Raw genomic sequence first — 13,850 nt, 5'->3', positions numbered from 1 at the left:
CTCAGACCGCCCACCATGCGGTGCTGTCGGCCGGGAGTTCGGTGTGCTCGGATTCCACCGTGGCGGCCGAGGACAGCAGCAGCCGGCCGGGCGCCGGAATGGTCACGCTCTCCACGGTGATGTTCACGGTGCACACGAACGACCCTTCGGCCGCCTCGCGACGGAACATCAGCACGCCTTCGGGGGCGTCCAGCCACTCGACCTCGGTGCCGGCGCCGAGCGCGGGCTGTTCGCGGCGGACGGCCAGCGCGGAGCGGTACAGCTCCAGCGTCGAGGTCGGGTCACCGGTCTGGACCTCTACCGAGAGTTCGGCCCAGTCGGCGGGCTGCGGCAGCCAGCTCGGGCCGCCGGCCACCGGGCCGAAGCCGTACGGCGCCTCGGTGCCGGACCACGGGATGGGGACCCGGCAGCCGTCGCGGTAGCCGTCCTGCCCGGCCTGCCGGAAGAACGACGGGTCCTGGCGGACCTCGTCGGGCAGGTCGGTGACGTCGGGAAGGCCGAGTTCCTCGCCCTGGTAGATGTACGCGGAGCCGGGCAGCGCGAGCATCAGCAGGGTGGCGGCGCGGGCCCGGCGCAGGCCGAGCGGGCGGTCGCCGGGGGTGCGGATCTGGGTGCCGAGGCCGGGCTCGTTGGCGAACCGGGTGGCGTGCCGGGTGACGTCGTGGTTGGACAGCACCCAGGTGGTGGGGGCCTGCACGGGCCGCATCGAGTCGAGCGAGAGGTCGATCACCTCGCGCAGCTTCGCCGCGTCCCAGTCGGTGCCCAGGTACTGGAAGTTGAACGCCTGGTGCAGCTCGTCGGGGCGGACGTAGTTGGCGGTGCGCTGGACGGTCGGGGTCCAGGCCTCGGCGACGCCGATCCGGTCGCCGGGGTACTCGTCGAGGATCTTGCGCCAGCTGCGGTAGATGGCGTGCACGCCGTCCTGGTCGAAGAACGGCATGACGTCGTTGCCGAGCAGCTTCAGCTGGTCATGGCCGCCGAGGTCGGGCAGGCCAGGGGCCTTGACCAGGCCGTGGGCGACGTCGATCCGGAAGCCGTCGACGCCCATGTCGAGCCAGAACCGCAGGATGGAGCGGAACTCGTCGGCGACCGCGGGGCTGTCCCAGTTGAAGTCGGGCTGCTCCGGGGCGAACAGGTGCAGGTACCACTCGCCGGGGGTGCCGTCGGGGTTGTCGCTGCGGGTCCAGGCGGGGCCGCCGAAGATGGACTCCCAGTCGTTGGGCGGGAGTTCACCGTTCTCGCCCTTGCCGGGCCGGAAGTGGTAGCGCTCGCGCAGCGGGGTGCCGGGGCCCTCGCGCAGCGCGCGCTGGAACCACTCGTGCTGGTCGGAGGAGTGGTTGGGGACCAGGTCGACGATGATCCGCAGGCCCAGCTGGTGGGCGTCGCGGATCAGCCCGTCGGCGTCCAGCAGGGTGCCGAACATCGGGTCGACGGCGCGGTAGTCGGCGACGTCGTACCCGGCGTCGGCCTGCGGGGAGGCGTAGAACGGCGACAGCCACACCGCGTCCACCCCGAGGTCGCGCAGGTAGGGCAGCCGGCTGCGGATGCCGGGCAGGTCGCCCATGCCGTCCCCGTTGCCGTCGGCGAAACTGCGCGGGTACACCTGGTAGATGACCGCGTCCCGCCACCAGCCGCCTCTGGAGGCCCCGGTGGTCGCAGCAGTCGTCCGAGCGACGGGAACAGCGGCGGGCCGGGAGGCGTCGGCCAGGTTCTGGGTCATAGGACAGTCATCCCTTGGGTGCTGTGGAAACGGAGGGTCAGGACTTCGCCGCGCCGGCCGTCAGGCCGGTCACCAGGTGACGCTGCACCAGGTAGAAGACGACCGCGGCGGGGATGGCGATGAGCACCGAGGTGGCGGCCATCAGCTGCCACTGGTGGTCGTGCTCGCTGACGAACGAGGCGAGGCCGACCGCCAGCGTGTACTTGCTGGACGAGAGCATGAAGGTGGAGGCGAAGGCGACCTCGCCCCACGCGGTGAGGAAGGAGTAGAACGCGGCCACCGCCAGGCCCGGGCGGGCCAGCGGCAGGACCAGCCGCCAGAAGGCGCCGAACGGCGACAGTCCGTCGACCCGGCCGGCCTCGTCGATCTCCACCGGGATGGTGTCGAAGTAGCCCTTCAGCAGCCAGGCGCAGTACGGCACCGTGGTGGTGGAGTAGACCAGGATCAGGCCGGTGTAACTGTCCAGCATCTGAAGGCTGGACAGGATGTAGTACATCGGCACGATCAGCACGGCGATCGGGAACATCTGGGTGACCAGCAGGGCCCACATCAGCGGGCGGTAGCCGGGGAAGCGCATCCGGGAGACCGCGTAGCCGGTGGTGGCGGCGATCAGCACGCCGATCAGGGTGGTGCCGCCGGCCACGATGGCCGAGTTGCCGAACCAGGTGAGGAAGCCGGTGTCGCCCAGCACCCGGCCGTAGTTGGCCAGGGTGGCCTTGTCCATGATCTTCGCCGGGTGCAGGTAGTCCATGTCGTCCGGGCCCAGCGAGATGTACGCGATGTACAGCACCGGGAACAGGGCGATCAGGCTGGCGACGATCAGGGTGCCGTGCGAGAGCACGGTGGCCAGCGGCGAGGACTCGCCGCGCAGCCGGACCTTGACGGGTCGTCCGGCGGGCTTCGCGTCGGCGGCGGGGCGGTCGGCGGGGCGGTCGGCGGTGAGTGTCATGGGGCTACCTGCCTGGTCCTGGTCCTTGGGCTGGGGGTCGGTTCCCGTACGGGCGTCGGCGCTCATCCGTTGGCCTTCTCGACCCGGGCCGTCCAGCGGCGGTAGAAGCCGGTGAAGACGATCAGGATGGAGAGCAGCAGGATTCCGTAGGTCGCCGACTGCGCGTAGTCCGAGGGCTGCTGGCCGAAGCCGAGGCGGAAGGCCCAGGTGACCAGGATCTGCGCGTCGGGGGCGCCGGAGCCGAACAGCAGGTAGATGATGGCGAACTGGTTGAAGGTCCAGATCACGCCGAGCAGCACGACGGTGGAGGAGACGGTCCGCAGGCCGGGCAGGGTGACGTAGCGGAACCGCTGCCAGGCGCTGGCGCCGTCCATCTCGGCGGCCTCGTACAGCTCGGCCGGGATCGACTGGAGTCCGCCGAGCAGCGAGATCATCATGAACGGCACGCCGACCCAGGTGTTGACCAGGATCGCGGCGAACTTCTGCGCCAACGGGTCGGACAGCCAGCCGGGTTCGGGCAGGTGCAGCATCGACAGCAGGCCGTTGACGGCGCCGCCGTCGGCGAGCATCAGCCGCCAGGAGAAGACGGTGACGAAGGTCGGCACCGCCCAGGGCAGGATCAGGATCAGCCGGTAGACGCTGCGGCCGCGCATCTTGCGGTTGAGCAGCATCGCCAGGCCCAGGCCGATGCTGTAGTGCAGGAACACGCAGACCGCGGTCCAGATGACGGTCCAGACGAAGTGCGACCAGAACCGGTCGTACGACGTCGGCCCCCACAGCACGTCCGCGTAGTTGTCGAGGCCGACGAAGTCGAAGCTGTCGGGTATGTGGTTGACGCCGATCTGGCGGCCCACGTTGAGGCTGGTGGCGTTGGTCAGGGTCAGGTAGAAGCCGCGGACCAGCGGGTAGCCGACCAGCACCCCGAGGACGATCACGACCGGCGCGACCATCGCGTACGCGTACCAGTACTTCGAGTACGACAGCTTGATGCGCTGAACGACCGCAACTGCCATGGGTTGACACCTTCTCCGGGAGGTCCGCCGCCTGCCTCGGCGACTGGTGCTGTGTGGTGTGACGGCGGGCGCCCGGCCCACCGTCAGGTGTGGGCCGGGCGAGCCTGGTTCCGACTTACTTCTTGAAGTCCGGCAGGAGCTTCGCGTAGTCGGTGGCGGTGGCGTCCAGGCCGGCCTTGGTGTCGGACTGGCCCTGGACGATCTTGCCGAGGTTGGTGCCGAAGGAGCCGAACAGCGAGGCGTACTCGGGCAGTTCGGGGCGCGGCTGGGCGGAGGCCAGGATCGCCTGGAAGTCGGCGATGCCCGGGTTGGCCTTGACCTCGGCGGTGTAGGCGTCGCTGCGGGTGGGCAGGGTGCCGTTCTTCAGCGCGAGGAAGGTCTGGCTCTCGGCGGAGGTCAGGAACGCGGCGAGCTTCTCGGCGGCGGCCTTGTGGGCGGCGTCGGAGCCGGCGTAGACCGAGACGTTGTGGCCACCGGTCGGGGCGCCGCCCTTGGCGGAGCCGTTCGGGACGGCGGCGATGCCGAGGTTCTTCTTGTCGGCGAAGGAGGCGCCCTTGTAGATGTTGGTGACCTCCCACGGACCCTGGATGATCGCCGCGACCTTGCCGTTGTTGAAGGCGTCCATCATGTGCGCGTAGGCGTCGGTGGTGACGTCGGCCTTCGCGGTGCCGGGCGAGGTGAACATCGTCTTGTAGGTCTCGATCGCCTTCACCGCCTCGGGCGAGTTGACGGTGACCTTCTTGCCTGCGGCGTCCACCATGTTGGTGCCCTCGCCGTACAGGAACGGCATGGCGTAGTAGCCGTCGCCGGCCTTCAGCCAGAAGCCGTCGACGCCCGCCTTCTCCTTCAGCTGGGCGGCGTCGGCCTTCAGCTCGTCCCAGGTGGTCGGCGCGGCGGCGATGCCGGCCTTGGCGAACAGCTCCTTGTTGTACATCAGCGCGAGGGTGTCGGTGACCAGCGGGACACCGTAGGTCTTGCCCGCGTACTTGGCCTGCTGGATCAGCGACGGCTGGAAGGCGGCGGCGTCGGTCAGCGCCGGGGTGCCGTCCAGCGGCTCCAGGTAGCCGGCCTTGGCGAAGGCGGAGGTCCAGCCGACCTCGGAGCGGAAGGCGTCCGGCGCACCCTTGGCACCCATCGCGGTCTGCAGCTTGGTCTGCGCCTGGTCGAACGGCACGTTCTCGAACTTGACCTTGATGTTCGGGTTCGCGGCCTCGAACTTCTTGACCAGTTCCTGGTAGTTCGGCGCCTCATTGGTGGCGTTCGAGGTGTCCCAGTAGGTGATGGTGACCGGTCCGTCGCTCTTGGCGTCCGAGCCGGAGCCGCTGCTGCCGCACGCTGCAAGAGTGACCGCAAGAGCCGCAACGAGAGCGGAGGCCGCGATACCACGCCGCATGGAAACTCCTAGAAAGATGAGGGTGCCCGAGTGGGGGGAGGACGGCGCATAATGGCTGTCCGGGCCGACCGCACCGTCGCAGGCCGTCGGGCTTGAGCAGGAACGTAACAGCGCGGCGAGCACGCCTGAAAGGTCTTGCAGCAAGTTTCTGCAAGTTACCGGCGATCGTTACATCGACGTGTCCTCAGTGTTGCCGCCGCGCGTCTTGACCATCCGTGGCCTTGCGGAAACTCCTTGCACCCCCACCGCCGCTGAGCAGCGAAAAAGGGCCCCGGGACAGCTCCCGGGGCCCTTCTCGATACAGCTCCTGGACTCAGCCGGAGGTGCCCAGTCGCAGCACCGTGCTGGAGCGGAACTCCTGCCCCGGCCGCAGTTCGGTCGACGGATAGGACGGCTGGTGCGGCGAATCCGGGTGGTGCTGGGTCTCCAGCGCGACGCCGGCGAACGGGCCGTACGCCGTACCGGACGGGCCGGTGACGCTGCCGTCGAAACCGTTCGCCGTGTACACCTGCAACCCCGGCTCGGTGGTCAGCACCTCCAGCGTCCGCCCACTGCCCGGGTCGGCCAGCAGCGCCGCCCGCACCGGCGGCCCGTCCGCGGGGCGCTCGCGCAGCACCCAGTTGTGGTCGTACCCGCGCGACTGCTTCAGCTGCGGGTGCCCCTCCGCCAGGCCCTCGCCGATCGGCCGGGCCGTGGTGAAGTCGAACGCGGTGCCCGCCACCGGCTCGTACGGGCCGTACGGGATCTGCCGCTCGTCGGCCGGCGTGATGGCGTCCGCGTCGATGGTCAGCAGGTGGCCGAGCACGTCGCCGCGGCCCTCGCCGGCCAGGTTGAAGTAGGCGTGGTTGGTGAGGTTGACCACCGTGGGCCTGGTGGTGACGGCCCGGTAGGAGATGGTCAGTTCGGCTCCGCTCAGCGTGAAGTCCGTCCAGACGTCCAGCGCGCCGGGGAAGCCCTGGTCGCCGTCCGGCGAGTGCAGGTGCATCCGCACCCCGCCGGGGATCTCCTCGGCCTCCCACACCCGGTGCGAGAACGAGTCGGGGCCGCCGTGCAGGGTGACGCCGTGTCCGGTGGGCAGCAGCGGGTGGACCTCGCCGTCCAGGGTGATCCGGCTGTCGGCGATCCGGTTGGCGTACCGGCCGACGGTGACGCCGTAGTGCTTGGCCGGGCCGAGCAGCGTGCCGACGTCCTCGGTGGTCAGCAGCACCTGGGCGGGCGTGCCGTCCCGGTCCGGCGCGGTCAGGGTGTGCAGCGCCGCGCCCAGCGTGATGACGGTGGCCTCGATCAGGTCGGAGCGCAGCGTCCACCGTTCCAAGCCCATGCCGGCCCCCGACAGGTCGTACGGTGCCCGGTGCACCTCGGCGGGCCGGTCCGGCGCGGTCATGGGCTGCTCCTTGGTTCGTGATCACCCTTTTCGGCCAGCGTAGCGGGGCCCGGCGCACGGGGCGGTGACCCGCTCCCGCGCGCCGGAACGTCCGTCAGCCGGGCTGCCCGGGGCCGCCGCTGGGCAGGCCGAGCGCGTCGGCGAGACCGTCCGGTCCGGTGCCGAGCTTGCGGTGCACGGCGGCCAGCCGCTGCTTGACCACCGACACCGGCAGCTTCAGCCGTTCGGCGATCCGCTGCGGCGGCAGGGCCAGCGCCGCCAGTTCGGCGACCTCCAGCTCCTGCGGGTTGAGGTTGACCTTGTTCGGCACCAGCGTCCGGTTGGGCTGCAGGCCGGACGCGGACAGCACGTTGCGGGCCCGCACCTCCAGACCGTCGGCCCCGCAGTGCTTGGCCAACTCCATTCCCTGGTAGAGGTGTTCGGCGGCCTCCAGGCTGCGGCCGACCTGCACCAGGGCGGCGCCGAGGTCGACCAGCGCGTGCGCGTGCTCGTAACTGGCCGGGGAGCGGCCGAGGCAGCCGACCGCCTCCTGGAGCAGCTCGACGGCGTGCGGCCCCTCCCACACACTGGCGGCCAGCCGCAGCGCGCTGCCGATCGCCGACGGCGAACCGGACTCCCGGGCCCGGGCCACCGCGTCGTCGCCGTTCTTCCGTGCGGACGGCAGATCCCGGTGCGCCATCGCCACGGCCAGGTAACCGGCCCACGGCGCGTGCACGGTGGAGCGCCAGCCGCGCTTGTCCAGCCGCATGCCGGTCTCGGCGAGCACCTCGACGGCCATGTCGTAGTCGCCGCGGGAGATCAGCAACTTGCCGTAGATGGTGGCGACATCGGGCAGCACCAGCGCGGTCTGGTGGTACGGCGGCGAGAACCGGTACCGCTGCGCGACCTCCCAGGCCTCCCGGTCACGGCCGCGGGCCAGCAGGGTGTCGATCAGCGAGCCGACCAGGTTCCACTGCAACGGCAGCCCGGTGCCCATCCGGTCGGCGATCCGCAGGCCCCGGCGCAGGAAGTCCTCGGCCTCCGGGAGGAAGCCGCGGCGCAGCCGGGCGAAGCCCATCAGGAAGTAGGCGAAGCCGCGGTGCGCGCCGCTCCACCCGGCGATCTCGAACTCCAGGATGGCGGAGCTGAACAGCTTTTCGGCGCGGGCGAGTTCGTCGTTGTAGGCGAAGCACAGGCCGAGCAGCGCGGGCAGTTCGAAGTTCCAGGTGGTGTTGGTCCAGCCGAGGCTGCGCGACAGCCGTCCGTTGACCAGCGCGTCCTCGGCGGCCCGCAGTGCCTCGGCGCTGGGGCCGCCCTTGAGGGTGAGGTCCCAGGCGTGCAGGGCGCGCACCGGCCGGGAGGCCTCGCTCTCCTCCTCGACCTGGGCGGCGAGTTCGGCGACCTTGCGGGCCCGCTCGGGGCCGTTGTCCTCGTCGCGCCGCAGGGCGGTGTACAGCAGGTGGGCGGTCAGCAGCCGGACCCGGCCGAGGCCTTCGGTGGTGTTCTCGGCCTCGGTCAGGCAGAGCCGGGCGGCGCCGTTCAGGTCGCCGCCGTGGGCGATCACCTCGGACAGTCGGAACACCGCCTCGACCCGCAGGTCGGCGTTGAGGCCGTCCTCGATGTCGAGTGCGCGGCGCAGTTGGTTGGCGGTGGCCTCGGGGTCGGTGAGCAGTGCGGCGCTGCCGAGTTCGTACAGCACCTCGGCGCGGTAGTCCTCGTCCGGTGGTTCGGCGAGGGCGCGTTCCAGGCAGCGGCGGGCGGCTTCGGGGGCGCCGATGGCGAGGTTCTCGGCGGCGGCCCGGCGCAGTTTGCGGACCATCGCGTCGTCGCCCTCGCCGGGGAGGGTCTCCAGCAGGTGGCGGGAGGCGGCGAGCAGCGAGCCGCCCTGGGCCTCGATCGCGGTGGCGGCGACGCCGTGCATGCCGGCCCGGGTGGCCTCCGGGATCGACTGGTAGATCGAGGTGGCGATCAGCGGGTGGACGAACTCCAGCCTGCCGTTGGGTTGGGTGGTGAGCACCCGGGTCCGGCGCAGTTCGCGGACCGACTGGGCGGTCTGCCCCGGGCCCTGGGCGCAGATCGCGGCGGCCAGGTCCTCGTCGATGTCGGTGTCGAGCAGCGCGGCGGCCCAGGCGAACTGGAGGACGGTCGGGCCGAGTTTGTCGAGCCAGTAGTCGCGGCCCTGGCCCCGGGCGGCCGCGGCGAGGTCGCGCAGCCGGGGCGAGTTCTCCTCGACGGGTTCGAGGTTCTGGTCGCGCACCTCGCGCAGCAGCGCGACGGTGTCGAACGGGGCGCCGGCGGTGACGGCCCACACCTGGCGGCAGAACGCGTCGTCGGCCTCGGCGAACTCGTTGTGCACGATCTCGGCGGTCGACAGCGGGTTGAGCGGCATCAGGTCGTGCCGACGCTCGGCACGTTCCTGGATCTGCAGGACGAGCGGCCGGGCCGCCTCGTCGAACTCGTGGCGGTAGGCGAAGACCAGCAGCACCGGGAGTTCCCGGGCGCGTACCGCGAACGAGGCCAGCCAGGTCAGCGACTCCTGGTCGACCACGTGCAGGTCGTCGATCACCACGACCAACGGGGCACGCCGGGGCGCGAGTTGGGTGATGACGAAGTCCAGGCCGTCGTGCACGCCGAGCGGGTCGATCCGCTCGACCGCGTCGGGCGGCGGGGCCAGGCCGACAGCCGGCGCGACGATGTTGTACCAGTTGCCGAACACCTCGGTGCGCTCGTCCGGGTCGAGACTGCCGAGGACGGGCTGAAGTAGTTGCCGCAGGACGCGGAACGGTTCGTGCTTCTGCCGTTCGCCGCCCCGGGCGAACAGTACGGTGGGGTCCTTGCGGGCTCCGGCGATCCGGCGCACCTGTTCGAGCATCGTGGTCTTGCCCATACCGGCCGGACCGGAGAACAGCAGCAGTTCACCGATCTTGGTGCCGCCCGCGGCGAACTCCCGGCACAGCTTGTCCACGGCCTGTTCGGCGGAGGCGAGTTCCTTCTCGCGCTCCCACAGCCGCTGGGCGGTCTTCCCCTCGCCGGCCGCCGATGCCTGCGGCCCGCTCTGATCTTCGGCCACGTCCGTCCTTCCGACTCGCCTTCCCGGCACTCGCTTCCGACCATAGCGCCGTCAAGGGCCGCCTGGGCGGCGTTCCCGCAGGCCGTGGACCTGACGGGGGCCAGATTGCCTGGTCAGGAGCAACTACCTTGCAGGCGTCAATTTCTGGTGATTCGTCATGGTTAACTCTTTCCGGTTTCCCAGGTGTACTCGATCCCGGCGAGGGAAGACCGACGCCGGGCGCAAGCCCGACCGACTTGACGCACCAGCACATCAGGCCGCTCTGGAGAAACGTTGGCTGCCATACCGCCGCTCTTCTGCCCCATCCCCTCGGCCCTGCATCCCGCGCACGAGGAGGTCGGCAAGACCACCGAACTCTGGCTCGACGCAATGGGATTCACGGGGGACGCGGAACGCCGCCGCCGCCTTCTGGCCATCGGTGCACACGAGTTCGTCTGCCGGATCGCCAAGGACGCCGAGGGCATCACGGGGCTGGAACTGGTCTCACAGTGGCTGTGCAGCATGCTCATGCTCGACGACGAGTGGGACACCGGCAGACTGAGCCGGGACCCTTCCCGTGTACTCACGATAGCAGCCACATTACTGGCGGTTATCAACTCGACGCCCTCCCACCCGGAGGAATCGGACATCTACGTCGCTTCGGTGCGCGACGTGTTCCGCCGGGCCCGGGACTGGGCCCCCGCGGTCGCCGTGAAGCGTTGGGCGGACAGCCAGTTGGAGTCCTTCATGGGCGCCGCCACCGTCGCGGCCTACCGCTCCCAGGGGCGGACGATGTCCATGTCCGAGTACCTGACGATCGGCCCGCTGGACCGCGGCAGCCGCTCCTGCATCGAGATCATCGAGGTCTGCGAGCGCACCGCCGTCCCGCAGTCCCAGCTGGACTCGCCGCGGGTGCACGCACTCACCGAAGCCGCCAAGTTCCTGGTGCTGATCTCCGCGGACGTCTACTCGTACAGCCGCGAGGACAGCCAGGGAGACTTGGACAGCAACATCGTCCACCCCCTGGAACGACATATGGGCTGCAAACGGGACCAGGCCCTGATCGAGGCCGCCGCCCTGCACGACCGCACCATGTGCCTGTTCCTCCGCCTGGCGGACCGCGCCTCCCGCCGCGCCGGGCCCGAACTGCGCCGCTACATCGAGCAGTTGTCCAACCTGGTGAGCGGAAACCTGGAGTGGGGACTCACCTCCGCCCGCTACACCACGCACGTACCGGGCGTCTCCCCGGTGGCCGAACGCGCCGAACGCCCCGCCGACGGCCGGCTCACCCCGCCGCCCTACCCCGAGATCGCCTGGTGGTGGGAGCAGCTGTGGTGACCACCCGCTGACGGATCATCGGAAGCCTCCCCGATCCGCGGCACGAACCCGCCCATCCGGACATCACATCACACCACTCCCACGGCCCCGGCCCGCGCCACGCGCCCGGCTCCGAAGCGTGCCCGCAGCGGTGGCACACCGGCTCCGACCGGCCCAGAAAGGCTGGCGGACGACCGCCCGGCGTGGTCACGTCGGGTCAATGTCCGACCCGTCGGGCCTGATCCCACCGTCAAGGAGTGAACCCTCATGACCATCGCCGTCGACAAGCTCTCCGACCCGGCCGTGCGCCGCCTGCTCGGCGCCGTCAACTCGGGCAACCGGGACGCCTTCTTCGCCGCCCTCACCGACGACGCCACGATGTCCGACGACGGCGCCGACCGCGACCTGGCGGACTGGGCGGACCGGGAGATCTTCTCCTCGCACGGCCACATCGAGGTGCAGACCGAGAAGTCGGGCGGCCGCGCCCTGGTCGCCGATTACCGCAACGACACCTGGGGCGAGATGCGCACCGCCTGGCGGTTCACCGTCTCCCCCGACGGCCGGGTCAGCCGCTTCGAGACCGGCCAGGCCTGACCGCCCAACCGGCGCCCGCTCGGCCCCGGCCCTCCAGGCACTGCCGGGCGGCCGTGATCAGCGCCCGCGAGCGGATGTCCCCGGTGACGCCCGGCTGCATGCCGTTGGTGACGTAGCCGAAGCCGATGCCCAGCTCAGGGTCGGCGAAGCCCAGCGAACCGCCGCGGCCCGGGTGCCCGAAGCTCGCCGGGGACGCCATCGGCGAGCTGCCGCTGTGCCGGAAGAAGCCCTGGCCGAACGTGGTGTTGACGATCAGCACCTGGTCCGGCCCGTGCACCGAGGGCCCCGCCGCCTCGGCCAGGGTGGCCGGCTCGAACAGCGCGGGCAGCCGCTGCCCGGGCGCATCCGCCTGGTCGGCGGCGCCGATCAGCGACGCGTAGAACCGGGCCAGCGACCGGGCGGTACCGATACCGCCCGCGCCCGGCACCTCCACGGCCTGCACCGCCGGGTCGTTCAGGTCCACGCTGCTGCGCATCGAGCCGAACGAACGAGCGGTCAGCGAGCGCGGGTCCCGGTAGGCGTCCACCACCGACTGCTTGGGGCGTATCCGCATCCCGCCCGGCCCGGCCTTGGCCTCCTCCGGCACGGGCAGGTCGACCAGCCGCCCGACCCGGCCGGACTCGGTGGCGGGCAGGCCGATCCACAGGTCCAGGCCGAGCGGGGCGGCGATCTCCTCCGCGAAGTACCGGCCGACACTGCGGCCACCGGCCCGCCGCACCACCTCGCCCACCAACCAGCCGAACGTCAGCGGGTGGTAGCCGTGCGCGGTGCCCGGCTCCCAGGCCGGCGCCTGCGCGGCGACGGCCGCCGCGGCCGGATCCCACGCCAGCACGTCCTCGATCCGCAGCGGCACGTCCAACGCGGGCAGCCCGGCCTGGTGCGACAGCAGCCAGCGCACCGGAATCCGCTCCTTCCCGGCCTGCTTGAACTCCGGCCAGTAAGCGGACACCGGGGCGTCCAGGTCGAGCAGCCCGCGCTGCGCCAGCAGCAGCGCGGAGGCAGCCGTCAGCCCCTTGGTGACCGACCGCAGCACCTGCGCGCTACCGGCCTCCCACCGCACCGCCGGCGCGGGCCTCGCACCCACCTCCGGACGCGCGTCACCGCCCCACAGGTCGACCACCTTCCGGCCGTCCAGGTACAGCGCGAACGCCGCACCCAACTCCCCGTACTGCCGGAAGTTGCCCTCGAAGGCCGCCCTGACCGGCTCGAACCCGTCCGCCGTGAACCCCTGGATCTCCACCCGCCCACCTTAGACACCGCCCCCAGTGACCTGCGGCGGGGCCCATCAGCAGCCGGCTCTCCCTTACTCCATCGGCTACTCCACCGTCCAACCGATGTGACCGATCCCGGAGGAGTAGAAGGCGCAGTGGCCCGCCGACTCCTGGGTCTGGCCGGGCTGGGCCGTCACCGAGGTGCCCGAGACGTCCGGCGCGAGACCGCACACGATGTCCGCGTGGAAGGCGATCGGCGCGCCCGTGTTGTTGGTGCAGAGCACTCCTCCGGTCAGCGGGTCGTTCTCGTGCACCCAGGTGGTGCAGTCCAGCCCCGAGCGGACGGCGGCGGGCGCCGACGCGGCCGCGACGGGCAGCGCCGTGCCGAGCCCCAACAAGGCGGCAGCGACGGACAGAACAACAACACGGTTCCTCAACACCCCTCCAACCAGCAGTAACTGACCCCCCGACAACAACTGAATTGCCCAACTCCCCCACTCCGTATACCAACTCTTTCGGGTGATACCTGCCTCCCCGGGGCCAGAATGGCGGGCATGACCACTCCCTCCCCCGACCCCGGTCCGCTGGACGAACTCGTCGACGTGGTCGACGAACACGACCGGGTGCTGCGCACCGCGCCCCGCTCCGAGGTCTACCGCGACAACCTGCTGCACCGCTGCGTCTTCGTACTGGTCCGCGACCCGCAGGGCCGGATCTTCACCCACCGCCGCACCGACACCAAGGCGTTCGCCCCCGGCGCCCACGACTGCTTCGTCGGCGGCGTGGTCGGCGCCGGCGAGAGCTACCTGGACGCCGCCGTCCGCGAGGCCGAGGAAGAACTCGGCGTCACCGGCATCCGCACCCGCCCGCTGTTCCGCTTCCGCTACACCGACGGCGAGCGGTTCAGCTGGTGGTCCGACGTCCACGAGGCCGAATGGGACGGCCCGGTCGACCCGCAGGCCGAGGAAGTCGCCTGGTACACCTGGCTCACCGAGGACGAACTCAACGACCGCCTCACCACCTGGGAGTTCGTCCCCGACGGCCGGGAGGCCTGGCGCCGCTACCTGGAACAGCGCACCGGCCGCTGACCTCCCTGTCGACGCCCGTCCACCCCCCGTCCACGCTGTCCCGCGCCACCCCGACGAACTAGATGCAATACCGGTGATTTAGGTTGATTTTTGGCGAGTCGGGGTGGTCTTGGTCGGTCCGACCAGGACGACGCCGGGCCGGCCCGGTCGTGG

General features: G+C 70.9%; 11 protein-coding genes. 3 read left to right on the top strand and 8 right to left on the bottom strand.

The features are described from left to right. Position 1: 1 nt before the first annotated feature. The 6 genes from ACGFWJ_RS35515 to ACGFWJ_RS35490 all read right to left on the bottom strand — a co-directional run bounded on the left by ACGFWJ_RS35515 (position 2) and on the right by ACGFWJ_RS35490 (position 9,508). Entirely contained in the window at positions 2 to 1,720 is a 1,719-nt protein-coding gene (locus ACGFWJ_RS35515) for a glycoside hydrolase family 13 protein (RefSeq protein ID WP_392956839.1), read from the bottom strand. A gap of 37 nt (positions 1,721 to 1,757) precedes the next feature. After that, a complete protein-coding gene (locus ACGFWJ_RS35510) occupies positions 1,758 to 2,669 on the bottom strand; it encodes a sugar ABC transporter permease (protein ID WP_387645947.1) in 912 nt (303 codons plus the stop codon). Between the two features lie 62 nt (positions 2,670 to 2,731). Beyond that, positions 2,732 to 3,682, bottom strand: a complete 951-nt coding sequence (locus ACGFWJ_RS35505) for a carbohydrate ABC transporter permease (RefSeq protein WP_387645079.1) — start codon at positions 3,680 to 3,682, stop codon at positions 2,732 to 2,734. A 115-nt stretch (positions 3,683 to 3,797) separates the two neighbouring features. Then, positions 3,798 to 5,075: an extracellular solute-binding protein gene (locus tag ACGFWJ_RS35500; RefSeq protein WP_387645081.1), complete on the bottom strand. Its 1,278-nt coding sequence runs from the start codon at positions 5,073 to 5,075 to the stop codon at positions 3,798 to 3,800. A 313-nt stretch (positions 5,076 to 5,388) separates the two neighbouring features. Then, on the bottom strand, positions 5,389 to 6,459 hold the full coding sequence (locus ACGFWJ_RS35495; RefSeq protein ID WP_392956836.1) for an aldose epimerase family protein: 1,071 nt from the start codon (positions 6,457 to 6,459) through the stop codon (positions 5,389 to 5,391). A gap of 94 nt (positions 6,460 to 6,553) precedes the next feature. Beyond that, positions 6,554 to 9,508 (bottom strand): ATP-binding protein, encoded by a 2,955-nt coding sequence (locus ACGFWJ_RS35490; protein ID WP_392956834.1) that lies wholly within the window; start codon positions 9,506 to 9,508, stop codon positions 6,554 to 6,556. A gap of 273 nt (positions 9,509 to 9,781) precedes the next feature. Here ACGFWJ_RS35490 and ACGFWJ_RS35485 point away from each other — a divergent pair, with 273 nt between their 5' ends. Beyond that, on the top strand, positions 9,782 to 10,825 hold the full coding sequence (locus tag ACGFWJ_RS35485; protein ID WP_392956832.1) for a hypothetical protein: 1,044 nt from the start codon (positions 9,782 to 9,784) through the stop codon (positions 10,823 to 10,825). A 246-nt stretch (positions 10,826 to 11,071) separates the two neighbouring features. Continuing rightward, entirely contained in the window at positions 11,072 to 11,398 is a 327-nt protein-coding gene (locus tag ACGFWJ_RS35480) for a nuclear transport factor 2 family protein (protein ID WP_392956830.1), read from the top strand. On the opposite strand, the gene ACGFWJ_RS35475 is transcribed toward ACGFWJ_RS35480, so the two are convergent. Beyond that, the gene (locus ACGFWJ_RS35475; protein WP_392956829.1) at positions 11,370 to 12,638 is read right to left on the bottom strand and encodes a serine hydrolase domain-containing protein; all 1,269 of its coding nucleotides are present in this window, start codon (positions 12,636 to 12,638) and stop codon (positions 11,370 to 11,372) included. The two genes, ACGFWJ_RS35480 and ACGFWJ_RS35475, sit on opposite strands and share 29 nt — an antisense overlap. A 75-nt stretch (positions 12,639 to 12,713) precedes the next feature. Next, complete coding sequence (locus ACGFWJ_RS35470) at positions 12,714 to 13,046, bottom strand: hypothetical protein (protein ID WP_392956828.1); 333 nt, start codon at positions 13,044 to 13,046, stop codon at positions 12,714 to 12,716. Between the two features lie 117 nt (positions 13,047 to 13,163). Between ACGFWJ_RS35470 and ACGFWJ_RS35465 the strand changes: the two genes are divergently transcribed. After that, a complete protein-coding gene (locus ACGFWJ_RS35465; RefSeq protein WP_392956827.1) occupies positions 13,164 to 13,697 on the top strand; it encodes an NUDIX hydrolase in 534 nt (177 codons plus the stop codon). The last annotated feature ends 153 nt before the right edge of the window (positions 13,698 to 13,850 follow it).

This window comes from Kitasatospora sp. NPDC048407 (assembly GCF_043200475.1).
Classification (GTDB): Bacteria; Actinomycetota; Actinomycetes; order Streptomycetales; family Streptomycetaceae; genus Kitasatospora.
This window is presented reverse-complemented; position numbering and strand designations above follow the sequence as displayed.